The following is a 19,026-nucleotide window of genomic DNA, read 5'->3' as shown; positions in this document are numbered from 1 at the left end:
GCCATGGCGCTCAAGCTCAAGCCGAAAGACTTCCTGGCCGAGCTGTCCCGCTTGGCCGAAAGTATGCGCCGTACCATCGAAGCCGAGTGCGACGGCTTCGCTTCGGACCCGGCCGCCGCCCAGGAGCGCCGGCAGCGCGTGAAGGCCGACTTCGCCTTTTTCCGCCACACCTATTTTCCCCATTACAGCCGGTACGGCGATTCCGTGCTCCACGCCTGGCTGGACAAAACCCTGCCGGCCCTGGTGGACCACCCGGACGGCCAGCGGCTGGCCTGCGCCGCACCGCGTGGCGAAGCCAAGTCCACCATTGTGGCCATGATTTTCGTCTTGTGGTGCCTGCTGACCGGCCGCAAGCGCTACGTGATCCTTGTCGCCGACGCCTTTGAGCAGGCCGCCGCCTTGCTGGAGGCGGTCAAGGTGGAGCTGGAGGCCAACCCGCGCCTGGCCATGGACTGGCCCGAGGCCGTGGGGCTGGGGCGCGTGTGGAACGTGGGCGTGGCCATCACGGCCGGCGGCGTCAAGCTGCAAGCCTTCGGCAGCGGCAAACGGATGCGCGGCCTGCGCCATGGGCCGCACCGGCCGGACCTGGTCATCTGCGACGACCTGGAAAACGATGAAAACGTCAAAAGCCCGGAGCAGCGCGACAAGCTGCAAAGTTGGCTACAAAAGACCGTTCTTTCCCTCGGCGAAGCCGGCGACACCATGGACGTGATCCTGGTCGGCACGGTGCTGCATTACGATTCTGTGCTGGCCCGGCTGCTGGGCAACCGGCTGTGGCGCTCGCGCAAATTTCAGGCGGTCATCCAGTGGCCCGACCGCATGGACCTGTGGGACCGCTGGGAAGAGATCCTCCTCGCCCTGGGGGAGGAGGCGGCCCAGGTCTTTTACGCCAAGGCCGGCAAGGCCATGGAAAAGGGCGCGGTGGTTTCCTGGCCAAGCGCCCGGCCGCTCTACAAGCTCATGCTCAAGCGCGCCCGGGACGGCCACGCCGCCTTTGACAGCGAACAGCAAAACGACCCGCTTTCCGGCGAGGATGCGCCCTTTGCCGCCTGCCTCACCTTTTGGGTGGAGCGCCGCGACGATTGGCTCTACTTCGGCTCGCTGGACCCGAGCCTGGGCAAGGCCGGGGCCGGCCGCGACCCTTCGGCCATCCTCATCGGCGGCTATTCCCGGGAGCGCGGCGTGCTCGACGTGGTCGAAGCGTCCATCCGCAAGCGCGTGCCGGACCGCATCATCGAAGACGTCATCAGCTTTCACGAGTGCTACCGATGCCTGCTGTGGGTGGTGGAGGCGGTGCAGTTCCAGGAGTTCCTGCGCACCGAACTCATCCGCCGGGCCATGCTGCGGGGCCTTGCCATCCCGGCCCGGGCCGTGACGCCCATCACCGACAAGGCGCTTCGCATCGAAGCCCTGCAACCCTATTTCGCCCAAGGCCGCATCCGCCTGCATCCTTCCCAGCGCACGCTCATTGAACAGCTCAAGCACTTCCCCAAAGCCGACCATGACGACGGCCCCGACGCTCTGGAAATGCTGTGGCAGGCCGCCACGCGCGGTTTCGCCGCCATGGCCTTCACCCGCGTGCCCAAGGCCGGCGGTCGCAACCTGATAGGCAAAGGACGCCACGACCATGACGACGACGATGATTGATCGCCTGAAGGCCGCCTTTTCCGCCTTTCGGGGCGGCGCGCAAGAGGGGATGCAGACGGCCGACCTGGTCGCGCTGCACAACGACTACATCGCCAGCCTGACCGGGGGCCTGACCCCCAAGCGGCTGGAAGCGCTCCTGCGCGCGGCCGACGAAGGCGACATCGTGGGCCAGCATACCCTTTTCGCCGAGATCGAAGACCGCGACGAGCATATCCATGCCGAGCTGTCCAAGCGTCGCCGGGCGCTGCTGTCCATCCCCTGGCGCATCGAACCGGGCAAGGCCAGCGGCAAGCGGGCCGAGGCCGTGGCCATGGCCGTGCGCGAACAGGTGGAAGCCATCCCGGACTTCGAAGACGTCATCCTGGATATGGCCGACGCCATCGGCCACGGGTTTGCCTGCTTGGAAATCGAATGGAGCCATGACGGTTCCCGGCATCTGCCGGCCGGGCTGCACCATCGGCCGCAGAACTGGTTCATGCTGCCGCTTCACGCCCGGGACGGCCGGGCCGGGACGCTTCGCCTGCGCGACAACACCCCCGAGGGCCAAGAGCTGTGGGGCCTGGGCTGGATCGTCCACAAGCACCGCAGCAAAGCCGGCATCTTTGCCCGGGCCGGGCTATTCCGCGTCCTGTGCTGGACCTACCTGCTCAAGCAGTATTGCCGGGGCGACTTCTCGCAGTTCCTGGAAATCCACGGCCTGCCCATGCGCCTGGGCAAATATCCTTCCTCGGCCAGCGACGAGGAGCAAAAGACCCTGCTCAATGCCCTGCGGATGCTCGGCAGCGACGCCGCCGGCATCATCCCGGAAGGCATGGAGATCGAATTCAAGGAAGCGGCCCGGGGCAGTGAAAAGCCGTTCATGGCCATGCACGACCTGTGCGAGACCGGGCAGTCCAAGGCGATTTTGGGCAGCACCTTGACCACCGACACCAAGGGCGTGGGCAGCCAGGCGCTGGGGGAAATCCACAACGAGGTGCGCCTGGACATCCTGGCCAGCGATGCCCGGCAACTTGCCGGCAGCCTGACCCGCCAGCTACTGGCCCCGCTGGCCTATCTCAATGAGGCCGTCACCGATCCGGCTTTGCTGCCGCGCTTCGTCTTCGATCCCTCGCGGCCCGAAGACCTGGAAAAGCTGGCCAAGTCGCTGCCCGAGCTGGCCCTGGTCATGGACATCCCGACCCGCTGGGCGCATGAGCGCGCCGGCATCCCCATGCCCGAGGAAGGCGAGGCGGTGCTGGCCCGCAAGGATGGCGTCACGAAAAATGACCCGGCCGCGCCCGACCAGGGCGACCCGGCCGAAGCCACGGCGGCGCTGGCCGCCGAGGCCGGCGACGATCCGCGCTTCCCGGACCAGGACGCCGTGGACGCGGCCACGGTGCCCGACGCCGTCCTGACCGCCCTGGCCAGGGACATGCTGGCCCCGATCCTGGCCGAGGTCGAAGCCGGCGTCGCCCCGGAGGTGTTCCTGGGCAAGCTGGCCGAGCTGTACCCGAAGATGGACACCACGGCCCTGGAGGAGCTGACGGCCCGGGTGCTGTTCGTGGGCGAACTGTGGGGGCGCTTGAGCGCCCAAGCCGAAGCCGTACCCACGGCCGGGGCCGAATAGCCCATGCCCAAGCCCGTCTCCCTTGCCTTCGCCCTGGGGCTGCCGCCGGCCGACGCCGTGGCCTACTTCGAGTCCAAGGGCTACAAGGTCACGTTCAACTGGCACGAGCTGGACCAGGCCGCCCATGCCCAGGCCTTTACCGTGGCCAAGGCGGCCAGCCTCGACGTGCTGGCCGACATCCGCGCCGCGCTCAAGACGGCCCTGGCCGAGGGCAAAACCGAAGCCTGGTTTCGCAAAGACCTGGAACCCAAGCTGCGGGCCAAGGGCTGGTGGGGCAAGAAAAAGATGGCCGATCCCCGCACCGGCGAGGAGCGGCGCGTCCAGCTCGGCAGCCCGGCCAGGTTGCGGCTCATCTATCGCCAGAACCTGCAAACCGCCTTCATGGCCGGCCGCTACAAGGCCATGCTGGAGAACGCCGACGCCCGGCCCTGGTGGCAATACGTGGCCGTGCTGGACGGCAAGACCCGGCCGTCCCACAAGGTGCTCGGTGGCCGGACCTTCCGCTTCGACGACCCCTTTTGGAGTTCGCACTATCCGCCCAACGGCTTCAACTGCCGCTGTCGCGTCCGGGCGCTTTCGGAGTCCCGGATGGAGGCGGAAAAGGTCACCCCGGAGTCCGGCGTGGGCAACATGGTCACAGAGGAAGTGACCGTACCCGCCGCCGACGGCCAACGGTTCACGCGGTCGGTCACGGGCTACCGGGTGCCGGAATCCAAGTACGTGGCCTTCACCGACGCCGGCTTTTCCGCCAACCCTGGCGCGTCCTGGCTGGGCGGGGCGCTGGACGAGCTGACCCGCAAGCTCGACGCCGCGCCGCCGGACCTGGCCCGGGCGGCCGTGGGCGAGATGACGCGCGGGCCGGTGCTGGGGGAATGGCTGGCCAAGCCGGCGGGCAATTTTCCCTTGGCCGTGCTGCCGGCCGAGGATGCCGGGTTGATCGGCGCGCGCTGCCAAGTGGCCCGGCTCTCGCCGCAGACCGCCGGCAAGCAGGCGCTCAAACACCCGGAGCTTGGCCCCGACGACTACCGATTGGCCCAGGAGGCGGTGGACACTGGCGAACGGGTCCAGGAAAGCGCGCGCAAGCTGGATTATGTGCTGGATCAACCCGGTGGCGTGCTGGTCGTGGTCAAGGCCACGGCCGAAGGGGACGAACTTTTCGTGCAAAGCCTTGTCCGGTTAAGCGGCGACGACGCCAAGCGGGAACGCGAGGTGCGGCGGCTCAAAAAGCGAAGCGCCCCGCAGTAAACGGGGCGCTTGGGGCCGTGGATGGCGAGGCCTCCCACCCGCTTTCGCGGAAACCTCGCATGGCGCTCCGGGCCAAAAGCCCGTGCTACGGCAGGGAGAATGTCACCGTGTCGCATCCACGGGGAGAAAATAGCCATGATCGAAATTGAAGTCCACACCGACCAGGCGCAAGCGCTTCTGGCCAACATCGTCGCCACCGGCCGCAACATGACGCCCATCACCCGCGCCCTGGCCGGCGTGCTGGCCGACATCCCGGAGCGGGCTTTCGCGGGCCAAGCCGACCCGGCCACGGGCGCGCCTTGGGCGGCGCTCTCCCCGGCGACCGTCGCCAGACGCGGCAGCGCCCAGCCCATCTTGCAGGTGAGCGGCATCCTGGCCGGCTCCATCCATAGCGAGCACGGCCCGGACTTCGCCCGCGCCAGCACCGCCGACGTCAAGGCCGCCACCCACCAGTTCGGAGCCAAGAAAGGGCAGTACGGCACCACTCGGAGGGGGACGCCAATTCCTTGGGGTGACATCCCGGCGAGGCGGTTTTTCGGGATCGGGCCGGCGGACGAGGCGGAAATTGAGGAGGTGGCGTTAGAATCGCTGCTAAGGGTGCTCGCGGGGCGAGGTTAGGGGGAAGGGGGTAGGAAGGATTTTAACGGGGGGTTAACGGGACAACAACACTTAGAAATATTTGGAATTCTGGCTGTTAAGGAGCACTTTCAGAATTCATAGATACACAAAGAGCAGCTTGTTCTTCTCCTCCTGGACAACAATGTCCGAAGATAGGACATCTTAATTTTATGCGCTTAATCTGTTCCTCTTCAGGTAAATCGTCCTGAACGCCATTTTCTATAATGCTTTTTAAAAAAGCAATGTCTTCAGGCGATTTGTCGTCATAGGCTCCGTCTGCGAATTGCTTCTTTATGAATTCAATATGCGCTTCTTGTTCTTCGCGACTAGACTGAGGAAGTGGGTATAACTCAATACAATGCTCCCATGGACACATGATATTGCATTGCATTTTAAGTGCATAATTAAAACGATGTATATCGATATACCCCAGGTGATTAGATATTCCTCGTGTAATGCAGAGATAAGTAAGAAATACGCTGTCAAAAAAATCGCTAGAGAAGCCGATTAACTTATAACGTCTTTGGTCGCCGTCCGATTTATTGGCCTTGACTTTTTTAATCAACGAGTCTCCAGACAAAGACCTCAATCTTTCTTTTGCATAACTTAAGTCTGCTGTAATAAAGTCAAATGGATATCCAAAGCGCTCGACGGCCCATAGAGCAGCAAGGTCGGCATTTGATAATTTCAACAATTTCTGAATAATGCCAGAAGATTCTGAAGAGTACGGTGCATTTTCAATGTGAAATGCCCATTTAAACCCCATAGAATAATATATAGCTGAATTTCCTTCTCTTGTTTGTGTCGAAATTATATTATCTCGCCATCCATGAGCAAAAACTTCATGTATTTTTTCTTTTTCTTTACAGGTCATCATTCTACTACAAAATAATTTTATTGTATCGTGAACAGAATAGAACAATTTGTTGTACTGCAAAAGGCACTTTGAGTGTAGTGATTTCAACAAAACTTTCACTGGATTGGCACCGTCTCCCAACCAATGCATGTCATCATGTGTAAATTCATACTCTGTCAGTGAAAGTTGATAAACTATTTTCTTTTCATTTTCTGAAAGAGTATTAATCACGTTACTCAACAAGAAGTCTTGAGCTGATTCACCAGTCTCATGCGCTAAAGTTGATAAAGTTTTTTTCTCACCATTAACATGATATAATTGGCAAAACAATTTAACTGCGAGTGGATATCCTCCCGTTGCCTGCATTAAAATTGCAATATTTTCATCTGTCAAGGTGATATCACTTGACCTCAAAAGACCATTTACTTCATCCTCGCTTAAGCTCCCCACTGGTATTATGCTTTCATCGTCCAGCAACAATCTGGTTTTCTCTGTGTGTATTGAGTTGCTTTTTGATGTTACTATCAATTTGCATGTCGACTTATTGAAGTCTATATGGCTAATTGCTTCAACAAGGATGGGTTTTAGATTGTCATCGCACAGTTCAAATCCATCAAGTATAAAGCAAGCATCAATGCTGGAAATTAGCTCAGCAATAATTCTATAAATCTGAAAGCGGTCTGCCTTCTTTAGCGTGGAACTCAAATGACTATGCCCCAGGCTCTCTGCAAAAGATGAGAGTAATTGACAAAATTCATCTAGTGAATTGAACTTATTAAGACTGTACCAGAATACATTTCTTTTGGCTGCCAAAATGCTCGTCGCAAGATGCGCTGCTATGCTGGTTTTCCCAACTCCACTAATTCCAGAAAGGACTATAATCCCATGCTTTTCCAAACTCACTTCAGCTTGCTGTAGTTCTAAATATCTAGGGACTAAATCTATTGTCTCGGGTATAAGTTGCCACAAAGGTGGCTGCAAAGATAATCCTAATGAATCAAAATCATTTTTTATATCTTCAAGTGAAATCCGGCGACTATCTTTTGACAAATCATATATGTGCTTCCAAAGGGAAGTGAACATGTCATCAATCGGCTTCTTTGATAAAAACGGGTACCTGCAAATAATATCTTTGATTTTATCTTGAACAACAAGTGCTGGATTTCCGTCGTCATTAGAGGAAAAAAATCTTGTGTCAATTTGGCATCTCCGGACAATGTCCAAAAAAACACCTACATCAACAGATTCAGGGCAGAAGCTATCAATAGTTTTTTGAGATATAGATCCAGATTTTATTTCATTTTTTAAGTTAACAACATCAGAATTTCCCGCTGCATTTGTTACAAAGTGATATGTCGCATAATCAGTGTGCTTTTGTGAAAACTTCTCAAATATCGGCTTAACAGTGCTTGGCGTCCAATGATAGGACTCATTCTTCTTTTTTATTTGACAATAAATAACGTGGCCTGATTCTAAATAAACATTTAAATCCTCTTCCTCGTCATCAAGACTGTCGAATTGTATAGAATGAACATTTAGGCCTTCTCCAGTAATGATCTTAAGAACTAGAAACAATGAAACGGAAACTTGATAATCCATGCCTCTTAAGTTGTCTGGACCACCCATACTACGCTCCAAGAGATGTCTTGATCAGAATTTCCGGCATGTTGCCGCGAACGACTGAAAATGTCAACTCCTATAATAACAACAAGTAATGCGACCACACATTGCATGGGTGTCGATATTTTGAAGCAATATTCTGTATGATTACAAGCAGACAAATTTGGAGGGAAGATGATATACCTCCAAATTTACAAATAAAATTTTGTCACTTAACGATCCAAAGTTTCCCCTGAACCCCTTCACCTATCGCGCATCCCCCCTCCGCCACTAGCGTGGCGGACATGCGCAACGCGACCCACTCCCCGATAACACACGCCACGGCCGCCCTGGCCGTGGCGCTGGCTCCGACGGCCGACGCCGCTTCCTTGCCCGACGGCATGAACGTCCAGCTCTTCCCGGACGGCGACTTCGACGCCCGAGACGGGCGGCCGGGCAGCCTCAAGGGCTGTACCACCAAGGCTTGGCGGTTCGACGCCGACATCGCCGCCGCGCTCATCGCTCGCACCAACACCCGCGAAACGCCGCTTTTCATCGACTACGAGCATCATACCCTGACCGCCAAGGACGCCGGCCACAAGGCCGTGGCCGCCGGCTGGATCGAGGCCCTTGCCTACGTTCCCGGCCGGGGGCTTTTTGCGCGCGTGGCCTGGACCGACGCCGCCCGCGCCCACATTCGGGCCGACGAATACCGCTATATCTCGCCGCTTTTCACCTTCGATCCCGAATCCGGGGCTGTGCTGTCCCTTGTCAACGCCGCGCTCACCAACAGCCCGGCCCTGGACGGCATGGCCGCCGTGGCTGCCGTGCGGCAGGTCGCCGCTTCCCAAACCGATCAACCCCAACCGGAGGACTGCATGGACGAACTGCTCAAGCGCCTGCGCTTTCTGCTCAACCTGCCGGTGGCCGCCACCGCCGAGGACGTGACGGCGCGCCTCGACGCCTTGAAGACCCAGGTCACGACCGGGGCCGAGACGGCCGCCAGCGTGGACCTGCTCGCCATCCTGGCCGGCAAGGACGCGGCCATCGCCGACCTGACCGCCAAGGCGGCTACGCCCGACCCGGCCCGGTTTGCGCCGGTCGAAGCGCTGTCCGCGCTGACGGCGGAAAACACCGACCTCAAGGCCAGGCTGGCCGCTGCCGCGACCCAAAACGGCGCGGCTGCCTTGTCGGCCGAGATCAAGGCCGCCGTGGCCGATGGCCGGGTGCATAAGTCCTTGGAAGGCTGGCTGGCCGACCTGGCGGCCAAGGCCCCGGACGCTGCCCGGGACTACCTGGCCAAGGCCGCGCCCGTGGCCGCGCTGACCGCCATGCAAACTTCCACCGTCACGCCGCCGGCCGGGGCCGGCACGGCCGCGCTCACGGCCGAGGAAAAGGAAGCGGCCAAGCTGCTCGGCATCCCCGAAGACGTCTACGCCACCGGCAAGGAGGCCAAGTAAATGGCGATCATCACCCCGGCGCTGGTCAGCGCCCTGTTCACCGGCTTTCGGGCCGAGTTCCAGCGCGTCTACGGCGAGACGCCCTCGCATTGGGACAAGGTGGCCACGCTTATGCCGTCCACCTCCAAGTCCAACACCTACGGCTGGCTGGGCCAGTTCCCCCAGCTCGTCGAATGGGTGGGGCCTCGCGTGCTCAAGGACATGGCGGCCCATGGCTACAGCATCACCAACAAGCTCTTTGAATCCACGGTGGGGGTCAAACGCACCGACATCGAGGACGACGAGGTCGGCATCTACAAGCCGCTTTTCGGCGAGATGGGCCGGGCGGCCAAGAGCTTCCCGGACGAGCTGGTTTACGGCTTGCTGCGCCTGGGGCTGTCCACCCTGTGCTTCGACGGCCAGTACTTCTTCGACACCGACCACCCGGTCTATCCCAACGTGGACGGCACCGGCGCGGCCGCGACCATCGCCAACATCGCCGACGGCACGGACATTCCCTGGTTTCTGCTCGACACCTCGCGCGTGCTCAAGCCCGTGCTCTTCCAGGAGCGCACCAAGCCCGAGCTGACCAGCATGACCCGCGCCGATGACGAGGCGGTCTTCATGACCGACGAATACCGCTTCGGCATCCGCTACCGCTGTAACTCCGGCTTCGGCTTCTGGCAGACGGCCTACTGCTCGAAAAAGCCGTTGACCGACGACAACTTCAACGCCGCCTATGACGCCATGACCGCTTTCAAGGCCGACGGCGGCCGGCCGCTGGGCATCAAGCCCACCTTGCTGGTGGTGCCCACCAATCTGCGCACCGCCGCCGCCGAGGTGGTGCAGGTGGCCCGGCGCACCGACGGCTCGGACAACCCCAACGCGGGCATCGTGGACGTGCTGGTCACGCCCTGGCTCAACTAGGAGGCCGCCATGGTCGTCATTCCCGTTATCGTGCGCACCCGCAGCCTGCGCGGCGGCCATTACCGGGCCGGCCTCAAACATGGGGCCGAACCCGGCGACATCCCGCCGGGCTCCCTCACCGAGGACCAGCTGGCCGTCTTGAGGGCGGACCCGGACCTGGAAGTGGAAATCATCGACCCGCCCCAGGAGCCGCCCCAGCCGCGCAAGAAAAAGCCGGCCCCGGCCGCCGAGGGAACCGGCGCGCCTGCCCCCGGTCCGGCCGAGGCCGCCGAGGCCGCCGAAGGCGATGCCGGCGACGAAGACTTCGGCTTTGACGACGATCCGGCCCAGGCCTCCGGGGCCGAGGGCAGGTAAATGTACGCCACCCTGGACGACATGACGGCCGCCTTCGGCCTGGATGAGCTGGTGGCCATCACCGACCGGGACCACGCCGACGCGGTGGATGTCCCCCTGGTTGATGCGGCTTTGCTCCGGGCATCCTCCGAGGCGGACAGCTACCTGGCCAGGCGCTACCCGGTGCCCATCGCCTCGCCCGTACCGCCGGTGCTCGTGGCGGCCGTGTGCGACATCGCCCGCTACCGCCTGACCGGCGGCCCGGCCAGCGAGACGGACCCGATCCTGGAGCGCTACCGGCAGGCCATCAAATGGCTTGAGCGGGTGGCCGACGGCAAGGCCGACTTGCCCGGGCAGAGCTTGCCCGGCCAGGGCAGCACGGCCGGGGTGGCCTTTTCCACCGGCCGCCGGGTGTTCGACCGGCGGCCGGTCGTGGAGGATGAGGCGTGATCGCCGTCATTGAGGAGGCCATAAAGCGCCGGCTCGCCGAGGCGGCCCTGCCGTACAAGCCCGGCATCGCCACCTACGGCGGCGAGTTCGACGAGGGGTTGCCCGAAGTCGTGCGCCGCTTCCCGGCCCTGTGGGTGGTCTTTGCCCACGACGGCCCGGGCAAGCCGGCCAATACCGCCAAGACCGTGTGGCACATCCCGGCCACCTTCGTGGTCATGGTGGGGGCCAAAAATCTGCGCTCCGAGGCCGCCACCCGCCAGGGCGACGCCAAGCAGGTCGGCACCTACCGCATGATCGCGGACGTGCGCCGGCTGCTGACCGGCCAGGACCTGGGCCTGGAGATAGACCCCTTCGTTCCTGGCCGCGCCCGCACGTTGGTGAGTTCCAGCCTCAAGGGCCAGGCCGTGTCCGCCTACGCCCTGGAATGGCACACCATTTATCCCTTGCGCCTGGGCGAGCTGGAAACGCCCGAACCGCCCCTGCTGGAGCGGGTGGGCCTCAACTATCACTTGCAGCCCGACGACGGCGTTCCCGACGCCGTTGACCTGGTTACCTGCAAACCCAAAGGAGACACCCCGTGATCACCGTCAAGGCCGTCTCCGGCGTGCGCGTCCCCATGGAAGGGATGCCCCGCCGCCACATCACCGACGCCAAGCCCGTGGCCGTGCCGGACGCCGCCTACTACCGCCGCCGCATCGCGGACGGCGACCTGGTGCTGGTGGACGCCAAGGCCATCGCCGAGGCCGAAGCCCCCGCCGAGGCCAAAGCCGTTGCCGCGCCCGAAGCCGCGCCGCAAAAGCCCAAGGAGGCGTGATGGCCAGCCCCAACATCAGCTTCGACACCTTGCCGGCCTCCATCCGCAAGCCCGGCAAGTATTTCGAGTTCAATACCAAGCTGGCCGTGCGCACCCTGCCGGCCAACGTGCAGCGGGTGCTCATCGTGGCCCAAGGCACGGCCGAGGGCACGCAGCCGGCGCTCACGCCCGTGGAAGTCTTTTCCGACGAAGAGGCGCGCGCGCTCTTTGGCACCGGCTCCCTAGCCCACCTCATGGTGCGCGCGGCCATCACCGCCAACCCCTACCTGCGCCTGTCGGTCATCACCGTGGCCGACGACGCGGCCGGCATCGCCGCCACCGGCAAAGTCGCCCTGACCGGCACCTCGGCCGGCGTCGGCGTGGTCAGCCTGACCATCGGCGCACAGCTCGTGCAAGTCTCGGCGGCCCTGGCCGACACGGCCGCCGCCGTGGCCGCCAGCCTGGCCGAGAAGGTAAACGCCCACCGCACCCTGCCCGTGAAAGCGGCGGCCGTGGGCGGCGACGTGACGCTGACCGCCCGCAACAAGGGCGCGGCCGGAAACGGCGTCAGCCTGGCTTGCTCCCTGGCCGTGGACGGCCTGGCCGCCGTGGTCACGCCCATGGCCGGCGGCATGGTGGACCCGGACATCGCCCCGGCGCTGGCCGCCGTCTTTGCCGACGGCCACCACATCATCGCCGTGCCGTACACGGCGCAAGCCCAGCTGACCGCCTTGCGTTCCCACCTCGACGCCGTCAGCCACGCCCTGGAACAGCGCGGCGCCATCGGCGTCTATGCCCACACCGGCACCCTGGCCCAGGGCACCACCCTGGCCGAACTGATCAATTCCGGCCGCATCACCTGCGCGCTGTTGCCCGGCACCACCTCGCCGGCCTGGGAGCTGGCCGCCGCCTATGCCTCCGTCATCGCCAGCGAGGAAGACCCGGCCCGGCCGCTCAATACCCTGGCCCTGTCGCCGGTGGCCGTGCCGCCCGTGGCCAAGCGCCTGGGGCGCATGGAGCAGGAGTCGGCCTTGTATAACGGCTGCACGCCGCTGGAGGTCGGGCCGGGCGAAAAGGTGCAAATCGTGCGCGCCATCACCACCTACACCCGCGACCCCCAGGGCGTGGAAGACATCGCGCTTTTGGACCTCACCACCATTCGGACGCTGGATTACATCCGCAAGGCCTGCCGCGAGCGCATCAGCCTGCGCTTCCCGCGCGAAAAGCTGACCAACCGCACGTCGGCCAAGGTGCGCAGCGAACTCATCGACGTGCTCTACAAGCTGGAAGAGCTGGAGATCGTGGAAGAGGTCAAGGCCAACCTGCCGGGCCTGCTCGTCGAGCGCGACCTGCAAGACCCCAACCGGCTGGACGCCAAAATCCCGGCCGACGTGGTCAACGGCCTGCACGTGTTCGCCGGCCGCATCGACCTGCTGCTCTAACGGAGGATCATCATGGCGTTAAAAGAATACCTCGGGGCCGTTATCCTGGAAATCGACGGCCAGGAATACGAGGTCGTGGACTTCAACGAACAGCACGAGACCGGCCGCAAGGTGGTCAAAACCATGAACCGCACCGGCCGGGCCATGGGCTACCACCAAGGCGTCAAAACCTGGGAGCTGTCCATCACCGCCGCCATCCCCAAGGATGACGCCTTGGATTGGGCTTCGGTGGAAGGGGCCAAGCTGACCATTTACCCGGTCACCGAAGGCGGCAAGCGGGAGAGCTACCACGACTGCGCCGTGGTCAGCGTGGGCGGCAAATACACCGTGGACAACGAAGCGCGCATCGACGCCAAGCTGCTGGCGCTCAACAAAGTGGAGGAATAGCCCATGACCACCATCACCGGAAAATTGCTCATCGGCTACCGCGACGCGGCCGGCGACCTGCACCAGGACTTCGAAATGCGGGTGCCCACCATCGAAGACATGGAATGGGCCGTGGAAAACGCCCCGGAAGGGGCTTGTTCGGCCCGGTTGTCGCGCTATGTCTGGTCGCGCTCGCTCACTCGCCTGGGCCGGCTTCCGGCCGAGGCCATCACCCCGGAGCTGTTGGGCGGCCTGCACTACAGCGACTATTCGCCCCTGACCGAGGCCGAAGAGGCCTTGCGGGGAAAGCTCATGCCCGCGAGCGCCGGCTCCGAGACTTCCGGCTCCTCGAAATAGCGCTGGCGGGCAAGACGTTCACCCTTAGCGAGATCCAATCCATGACCATGCCCCAGGCGGAAAGCTATCTGGCCATCCTGACCGGCCGCGCCGGGACCGGAAACGGCCGGCGCATCATCCCGCGTCGGCGGATCAACAAGGCAAAATAGATGAGCAAGAGCGCTGAAATCGCCGTGGTCCTGCGGCTGCGCGACCAGATGGGCGGCCAGGCGGCCAAGGCCCTGGACACGCTCACCCGGGCCGCCCGGGGCGTGGGCCAGGGAGTCGGGGCCGCCGCCCGGGAGCTGGGCCGTCTGGACCACTCCGGGCAGGGGGTGCGGTCGGTCAGCATCGCGGCCGCCGCCACGGACAAGCTCATGGGCGGCCTGGGGCGCACCGCCCAGAAGGCGTCCCGGGACGTCGCCGCCGTGGGCCAGGCTGCCGGGGCGGTCAAGTCCGTGGGCACGCAAGCCCATGAGGCCTTGCGCGGCCTGGACCAGGCGGCCCGGTCCGGCAACCGCCTGCGCGACGCCCTGCGCGGCATGGGCACGGCCGGCCAGGCCGCCCTGGGCCTGGTCAAGGGCGTGGGCCAGGCTGGGGCGGGCCTGGTCGCCGGGGCCGGCGTTGCGGCCGCCTCCCTGCGCCAGCCCATCGCCTTTGAAAAGCGCCTGGCGCTTATGGCCAACACCGCTTACGCCGACCGGGACGCAGCCGGCCGCATCGCCGGCAAAAAGGAGCTGGAAGGGGCCATCAACACGGCCGTGCGCCAGGGCGGCGGCAGCCGCGACCAGGCCGCCGAAGCCCTGGACGCCATGCTGGCCTCGGGAGCCGTCAAGGCGGACAGCGCCCAGCGTCTTTTGCCCACCATACAGAAATTCGCCTCGGCCTCCGGGGCCGGCTCGGGCGAGATCGCCGAGATCGTCATCCGGGGCATCCAGCAAAAGTTTTTCAGCGAAGGGCAAGCCGGCGAAGCCCTGGACAAGGCCATGGCCGCCGGGTTTGAACTGAAAGACATGGCCAAGTGGCTGCCCAAGATGATGGCCCTGGGCAGCGGCATGAAGTCCATGAGCGGTTTCGAACAGATTCTGGCCTATTCCCAGGCTTCGGCCATCACCGCCGGCAGCAAGGATGAGGCCGGCAACAACCTGGTCAACCTGCTGCAAAAGCTCAACAGCCAGGACACGCAAAAGGATTTCGCCAAGCTCGGCATAGACCTGACCGGCACCCTGGCCAGGGCACGGGACAAGGGCAAGCTGCCGCTGGAAGCCTTTGCCCAGCTGGTGGACGAACAGGTGGTGGGCAAGGACAAGCGCTATGCCGGCCTCAAGGCGCGCCTGGGCAAGGCCCAGGGCAGCGAGCGCCAGCAAATCCTGTCCGACATGGCCGACCTGGCCGAAGCCTCGGCCGTGGGCAAGGTGGAGCAGGACCGGCAGGCGCTTTTGGCACTCATCGCCGCCACCAACCAGAAAGACTACATCGCCGACGTCCAGGGCAAGATGCAACACGCCCAAGGCGCTGGCGAAACCGCCTATCAGGTTTACCAATCCACCACGGCCGCATCCGTGGAGCGTGCCGGCAACGAAGCCGAGATCGCCCGCCAGGGGATGCTGGGCGACGTGTCCGGTCCCCTCAAGGCGGCCGCCGATACCGCCGCCGAGCTGGCCCAGCGCTTCCCGACCCTGGCCACGGTGGCTGCCGAGGCGGCCACCTCCATCGGCGTCATGGGCGCGGCGGCCGCCGCCTTCGGGGCCATGCGCCTTTTCACCGGCGGAGCCGGCGGGGCTGCCGCCGCTGCCGCTGCCGGAGGCGGCGGGTTGGCCGGCATGTTGGGCGGCAAGGGCGGCATCCTGGCCACGGCCGGGCTGGCCGCCTGGGACATCTACGCCACCGAAAGCAACGACGCCCTGACCCGCGCCCAGAAAAACACCCAACACACCGCCAATGCCGGCGGCCTGGCGGCGGCCATCGCCGGCATGAAGCTCGGGGCCATGGCCGGCGCGGGCCTGGGGTCCGTGGTGCCGGGCCTTGGCACGGGCATCGGCGGCATCGTGGGCGGGCTGGCCGGCGGGGCCATGGGCTGGTGGAGCGGCAGCCGGGCCGGCCGCTTTGCCGGCGAACAGCTGTGGGGACCGTCCGGCCAGGCCGTGACCGACGCCCAAAAGGTCGTGGTCGAAGACAAGAGCACCTTGCACGTGGAGTCCGTGCTCCACTTGGACGGCCGCGAGGTGGCCCGGGCCGTCAACACCTACAACACGGCCGAAGCCAAGCGGGAGTAGCCATGGCCTGGCGCGATACGCTGTTGCCCGCCTCCTTTCGGGACATCCTTTTCGACGTCATTTCCAGCCGCGACGACACCGAGCGGGCCATTGTCCAGCACGAATACCCGTACCGCGACGGCGCGGAAGTCGAGGACATGGGCCGGCGGCCCCGGCTGGTCACCTTGCGGGCCGTCTTTTGGGGCGACGACTATGAAGAGGACGTCACCGCCCTCATCGAAGCCCTGGACACGCCCGGCAAAGGCGAGCTGATCCATCCCGTGTTCGGCTCCCTGGACATGGTTTGCCGCAGCTACCGGGTGGACCACCACGAGGACAGCCCGGACTATGCCGAGATGGAGCTGGTCTTTACCGAGGCCAGCCCGGACATTCCCTTTTTCGCCAAGGCGGCCTCGGCGACCAGCCAGGCCGCCGAGCTGGCCGGAGAGCTGGAAAGCTGCCTGTCCCTGGCCGGGCTGGCTTCCCTTGCCGGCTACGTGGCCTTTGCCGCCTCGCTGCCCGGGCGCGTATCGGCCTATGTCCGGGGCGAGGTCTTGGGCGCGATCCGGTCCGTGACCGGCGCGGCCCGGACCCTGGCCGGCCTGCCCCAGGTGGTGGCCGCCGACGTCCTGGCCATCCCCCAGGCGCTCGTCAGCGAAGCCCGGGCCGTGGCCGGCCAGGTGGTCGGCCTGGCCGGGCTGCCCGGCCAGTTCGGCCGTTTCGCCACCCTGGCCGCCATATCCGACAAGCTGCCGCGCCTGCCCCAGGCCAAGGGGGGGACCGCCACGCCGTACCGTTTGCAAACGGCCGCCTATGCCGGCGGCGTGGCCACCGGCCCCTTGACCGGCGCGGCCGCGCCCCGGCCGAGCCTGACCCTGCCGGCCACGGGCACGGCTGCGGCCGCCTCTTCCCCGGACCTCTCCAGTTCCCCGGGCCAGGCCCGGGCCATCGCCGCCGCCGTGTGCAACCTGGAGCGGGCCACGGCCATGGCCAACGCCGCCGGGGAGGTGCTGGCCGCCGAAGCCGCCGCCCCGAGCCTGACCCCGGCCGAGGTGGAAACCGTCGTCGGCAGCACGCGGGAGCGGCTGCGGGACTGCATTGAAGAACACCGGCTGGTGCTGCCCACCCACCAGGCCTACCCGGTCATCGAACAGGTGCGCGGGGCCGCCCTGGCCATCCAGGAGCTGGGGGCGACCGTCATTCATCTGCATCCGCCCCTGGTCAGCCACGCCGCCCCGGGCCAGTGCAACCTGCGCTTGCTGGCCCATTGGCTCTACCGCGACCACACCCGGGCGGCCGAGCTGGCGCGCCTCAATCCCGGCCTTCGCAACCCCAACTTCGTGGCCCAGGGCCAGGTCATCCATGGCTTCGCAAACTGACGACACCGACCGCATCACCGTGCGCCTGGCCGGCCGGGAGCACCGGGACTGGACCACCTACCGCATCGACTCGCACCTCATCACCCCGGCCGACGCCTGGCAGGTGACGCTGGGCATCCCGGCCGACGCCTTGCCCGACACGGTCAAACCCTGGGCCGCCGTGGACGTCTGCCTGGGGCAAGACGTGGTGCTGACCGGCCGCATTGACCGCATCGAGCGCGAGGTGGCCAAGGGCACAAACGCCCTGGCCATTTCCGGCCGGGACGGGGCGGCCGTGATGGTGGATTGCTCGGCTCCCATTTTTACGCGGCGCAAGGCCACGTTGACCGAAGTGGTGGACCTGGCTGTGCGGCCCCTTGGCGTGTCGCAGGTGCGGGTGGAGGCCACGGGAGCCAAGGAAAAGGTGGAGATCGAACCGGGCATGACCGCCTGGGACGCCCTGGCCCAAGCCTGCGAAGCCAACGGCTGCTGGGCCTGGTTCGAACCGGACGGCACGCTGGTGGTCGGCGGCCCGGATTATACTGCCGCGCCCGTGGCCACCCTGGTCATGCGGCAGTCCGGCCAGGGCAACAACGTCCTGTCGCTGGCCGTCACCGAAGACGTTTCCGGCCGCTACAGCGAGGTGACGGTCTTGGGCCAAGCCCACGGCACCGAGACGACCGACGGCCAGCACAACATCAAGCACCAGGAGACCGACGCGGACGTGCCGGGCTATCGGCCGCTGATCCTGGTGGCCGGCGACTGCGACGGCGCGGCCGAAGCCAAGCGCCGGGCGCAAAAGACGCTCATGGATTCGCGCCTGGAAGGCTTCACCATCACCGCCCGGGTGCGCGGCCACCGCGTAAGCGAAAGCGGCAAACCCTGGACGCCCGGCCAGCGCATCCAAGTGGTCAGCGAACCCCACGGCCTGGACGCCACCTATTTTCTCATGGCCCGCACGTTTCTCGGCGGCCGCGACAAGGGCAGCATCACCGAGCTGACGCTTAAAGAGGACGGCGTCTGGCTGCCCGAGCTGGCCAAGATCAGCGGCGGCAAGGGCAAGGGCAAGGCGGCAAGCGCCGGCAAGGTGGTGGAGCTGTCATGAGCAACGACTTCCTGCGCCGCATGGACACCAAGATCGCCCGCGCCCTGTCCCGGGTGCGCCTGGGCTTTCGGGCCGTGCTCACCGCCTTGGACACTTCGCCCAGCGTGCAGCTGCTGCAAGCCGACGGCCTGTCCGGCGAACAGTTGCAAGCCGCCGAGGTCTTCCAGCACTTCGGCTTCACCTCGGCCCCGCCGGCTGGGACGCAGTGCATCGTGCTGCCGCTTGGCGGCAAAAGCTCCCACGGCGTCATCGTGGCCACCGAACACGGCAGCTACCGGGTTGCCGCGCTTAAAAGCGGCGAAGTCTGCGTCTACAACCAATCCGGGGCCAAGATCACCCTGAAGGAAGACAAGCTGGTCACCGTCGAATGCAAGCGGTTGGTGTTCGACGTCGAGGATGACATCGACATGAAGGCCAAGCGCATCCGCGCCGTGGCCAGCGAATGGATGGGGCTATACGCCCCGGAATGGGAAATGGGCGGCGACGAAGACGGCGGCGAGTGCGAAGGCGTGTGGCGCGGCAATCAGCATATCACCGGGACGTCGAGGGCGGACGTGGACCATGTCAGCGGTGGGGTTTCGTTGGTGCATCACGTCCACCGTGAGAATGATGGGGGTGGGCCGACGGACCCGCCCAAACGCAAATAGGGCA

General features: G+C 64.3%; 18 protein-coding genes. 17 read left to right on the top strand and 1 reads right to left on the bottom strand.

All coding sequences use genetic code 11. The features are described 5' to 3' along the window. Positions 1 to 3: 3 nt before the first annotated feature. The 4 genes from terL (at position 4) to C3Y92_RS07380 (ending at position 5,116) form a co-directional block, all read left to right on the top strand. Positions 4 to 1,647 (top strand): phage terminase large subunit, encoded by a 1,644-nt coding sequence (gene terL / locus C3Y92_RS07395; protein WP_129351225.1) that lies wholly within the window; start codon positions 4 to 6, stop codon positions 1,645 to 1,647. Further along, positions 1,628 to 3,253, top strand: coding sequence for a DUF935 domain-containing protein (locus C3Y92_RS07390; RefSeq protein WP_129351223.1), 1,626 nt, complete (start codon positions 1,628 to 1,630; stop codon positions 3,251 to 3,253). The genes terL and C3Y92_RS07390 overlap by 20 nt, the downstream gene beginning before the upstream one ends. Before the next feature lie 3 nt (positions 3,254 to 3,256). Next, positions 3,257 to 4,498: a phage head morphogenesis protein gene (locus C3Y92_RS07385; RefSeq protein WP_129351221.1), complete on the top strand. Its 1,242-nt coding sequence runs from the start codon at positions 3,257 to 3,259 to the stop codon at positions 4,496 to 4,498. A gap of 135 nt (positions 4,499 to 4,633) precedes the next feature. Next, complete coding sequence (locus C3Y92_RS07380) at positions 4,634 to 5,116, top strand: phage virion morphogenesis protein (protein ID WP_129351219.1); 483 nt, start codon at positions 4,634 to 4,636, stop codon at positions 5,114 to 5,116. A 76-nt stretch (positions 5,117 to 5,192) separates the two neighbouring features. Here C3Y92_RS07380 and C3Y92_RS07375 read toward each other — a convergent pair whose 3' ends face one another. Further along, on the bottom strand, positions 5,193 to 7,598 hold the full coding sequence (locus tag C3Y92_RS07375; protein WP_129351217.1) for an nSTAND3 domain-containing NTPase: 2,406 nt from the start codon (positions 7,596 to 7,598) through the stop codon (positions 5,193 to 5,195). A gap of 278 nt (positions 7,599 to 7,876) precedes the next feature. On the opposite strand from C3Y92_RS07375, the gene C3Y92_RS07370 reads away from it, so the two are divergent. The 13 genes from C3Y92_RS07370 to C3Y92_RS07310 all read left to right on the top strand — a co-directional run bounded on the left by C3Y92_RS07370 (position 7,877) and on the right by C3Y92_RS07310 (position 19,022). Then, positions 7,877 to 9,031, top strand: a complete 1,155-nt coding sequence (locus C3Y92_RS07370; protein WP_129351215.1) for a phage protease — start codon at positions 7,877 to 7,879, stop codon at positions 9,029 to 9,031. Beyond that, positions 9,032 to 9,937 (top strand): Mu-like prophage major head subunit gpT family protein, encoded by a 906-nt coding sequence (locus C3Y92_RS07365; protein ID WP_129351213.1) that lies wholly within the window; start codon positions 9,032 to 9,034, stop codon positions 9,935 to 9,937. 9 nt (positions 9,938 to 9,946) lie between these two features. Continuing rightward, the gene (locus C3Y92_RS07360) at positions 9,947 to 10,291 is read left to right on the top strand and encodes an HI1506-related protein (protein ID WP_129351211.1); all 345 of its coding nucleotides are present in this window, start codon (positions 9,947 to 9,949) and stop codon (positions 10,289 to 10,291) included. Beyond that, positions 10,292 to 10,720: a gp436 family protein gene (locus tag C3Y92_RS07355; RefSeq protein WP_129351209.1), complete on the top strand. Its 429-nt coding sequence runs from the start codon at positions 10,292 to 10,294 to the stop codon at positions 10,718 to 10,720. Beyond that, a complete protein-coding gene (locus C3Y92_RS07350; protein WP_129351207.1) occupies positions 10,717 to 11,301 on the top strand; it encodes a DUF1834 family protein in 585 nt (194 codons plus the stop codon). Before C3Y92_RS07355 ends, C3Y92_RS07350 begins: the two co-directional genes overlap by 4 nt. After that, complete coding sequence (locus C3Y92_RS07345; protein WP_235669643.1) at positions 11,298 to 11,534, top strand: DUF2635 domain-containing protein; 237 nt, start codon at positions 11,298 to 11,300, stop codon at positions 11,532 to 11,534. Before C3Y92_RS07350 ends, C3Y92_RS07345 begins: the two co-directional genes overlap by 4 nt. Next, positions 11,534 to 12,955, top strand: coding sequence for a phage tail sheath subtilisin-like domain-containing protein (locus C3Y92_RS07340; RefSeq protein ID WP_129351205.1), 1,422 nt, complete (start codon positions 11,534 to 11,536; stop codon positions 12,953 to 12,955). Before C3Y92_RS07345 ends, C3Y92_RS07340 begins: the two co-directional genes overlap by 1 nt. Positions 12,956 to 12,967: 12 nt before the next feature. Next, complete coding sequence (locus C3Y92_RS07335) at positions 12,968 to 13,342, top strand: phage tail protein (RefSeq protein ID WP_129351203.1); 375 nt, start codon at positions 12,968 to 12,970, stop codon at positions 13,340 to 13,342. Positions 13,343 to 13,345: 3 nt separating this feature from the next. Further along, complete coding sequence (locus tag C3Y92_RS07330) at positions 13,346 to 13,678, top strand: hypothetical protein (protein ID WP_129351201.1); 333 nt, start codon at positions 13,346 to 13,348, stop codon at positions 13,676 to 13,678. A gap of 149 nt (positions 13,679 to 13,827) precedes the next feature. Further along, positions 13,828 to 15,933: a phage tail tape measure protein gene (locus tag C3Y92_RS07325; RefSeq protein WP_129351199.1), complete on the top strand. Its 2,106-nt coding sequence runs from the start codon at positions 13,828 to 13,830 to the stop codon at positions 15,931 to 15,933. A gap of 2 nt (positions 15,934 to 15,935) precedes the next feature. Further along, positions 15,936 to 17,291, top strand: coding sequence for a DNA circularization protein (locus C3Y92_RS07320; RefSeq protein ID WP_129351197.1), 1,356 nt, complete (start codon positions 15,936 to 15,938; stop codon positions 17,289 to 17,291). Then, positions 17,275 to 18,375 (top strand): phage baseplate assembly protein, encoded by a 1,101-nt coding sequence (locus C3Y92_RS07315; protein WP_129351195.1) that lies wholly within the window; start codon positions 17,275 to 17,277, stop codon positions 18,373 to 18,375. Before C3Y92_RS07320 ends, C3Y92_RS07315 begins: the two co-directional genes overlap by 17 nt. Further along, positions 18,372 to 19,022 carry a phage baseplate assembly protein V gene (locus C3Y92_RS07310; protein ID WP_129351193.1) on the top strand — a complete coding sequence of 217 codons (651 nt, stop codon included), beginning with the start codon at positions 18,372 to 18,374 and terminating at the stop codon, positions 19,020 to 19,022. The genes C3Y92_RS07315 and C3Y92_RS07310 overlap by 4 nt, the downstream gene beginning before the upstream one ends. The last annotated feature ends 4 nt before the right edge of the window (positions 19,023 to 19,026 follow it).

It is taken from the genome of Solidesulfovibrio carbinolicus, assembly GCF_004135975.1.
Taxonomy (GTDB): Bacteria; Desulfobacterota; Desulfovibrionia; order Desulfovibrionales; family Desulfovibrionaceae; genus Solidesulfovibrio; species Solidesulfovibrio carbinolicus.
This window is presented reverse-complemented; position numbering and strand designations above follow the sequence as displayed.

Bases quoted from the DNA above. Each gene is read 5' to 3' on its own strand.
- terL (WP_129351225.1), top strand. From the start codon at position 4: ATGGCGCTCAAGCTCAAGCCGAAAGACTTCCTGGCCGAGCTGTCCCGC.
- C3Y92_RS07390 (WP_129351223.1), top strand. From the start codon at position 1,628: ATGACGACGACGATGATTGATCGCCTGAAGGCCGCCTTTTCCGCCTTT.
- C3Y92_RS07385 (WP_129351221.1), top strand. From the start codon at position 3,257: ATGCCCAAGCCCGTCTCCCTTGCCTTCGCCCTGGGGCTGCCGCCGGCC.
- C3Y92_RS07380 (WP_129351219.1), top strand. From the start codon at position 4,634: ATGATCGAAATTGAAGTCCACACCGACCAGGCGCAAGCGCTTCTGGCC.
- C3Y92_RS07375 (WP_129351217.1), bottom strand. From the start codon at position 7,598: ATGGGTGGTCCAGACAACTTAAGAGGCATGGATTATCAAGTTTCCGTT.
- C3Y92_RS07370 (WP_129351215.1), top strand. From the start codon at position 7,877: ATGCGCAACGCGACCCACTCCCCGATAACACACGCCACGGCCGCCCTG.
- C3Y92_RS07365 (WP_129351213.1), top strand. From the start codon at position 9,032: ATGGCGATCATCACCCCGGCGCTGGTCAGCGCCCTGTTCACCGGCTTT.
- C3Y92_RS07360 (WP_129351211.1), top strand. From the start codon at position 9,947: ATGGTCGTCATTCCCGTTATCGTGCGCACCCGCAGCCTGCGCGGCGGC.
- C3Y92_RS07355 (WP_129351209.1), top strand. From the start codon at position 10,292: ATGTACGCCACCCTGGACGACATGACGGCCGCCTTCGGCCTGGATGAG.
- C3Y92_RS07340 (WP_129351205.1), top strand. From the start codon at position 11,534: ATGGCCAGCCCCAACATCAGCTTCGACACCTTGCCGGCCTCCATCCGC.
- C3Y92_RS07335 (WP_129351203.1), top strand. From the start codon at position 12,968: ATGGCGTTAAAAGAATACCTCGGGGCCGTTATCCTGGAAATCGACGGC.
- C3Y92_RS07330 (WP_129351201.1), top strand. From the start codon at position 13,346: ATGACCACCATCACCGGAAAATTGCTCATCGGCTACCGCGACGCGGCC.
- C3Y92_RS07325 (WP_129351199.1), top strand. From the start codon at position 13,828: ATGAGCAAGAGCGCTGAAATCGCCGTGGTCCTGCGGCTGCGCGACCAG.
- C3Y92_RS07320 (WP_129351197.1), top strand. From the start codon at position 15,936: ATGGCCTGGCGCGATACGCTGTTGCCCGCCTCCTTTCGGGACATCCTT.
- C3Y92_RS07315 (WP_129351195.1), top strand. From the start codon at position 17,275: ATGGCTTCGCAAACTGACGACACCGACCGCATCACCGTGCGCCTGGCC.
- C3Y92_RS07310 (WP_129351193.1), top strand. From the start codon at position 18,372: ATGAGCAACGACTTCCTGCGCCGCATGGACACCAAGATCGCCCGCGCC.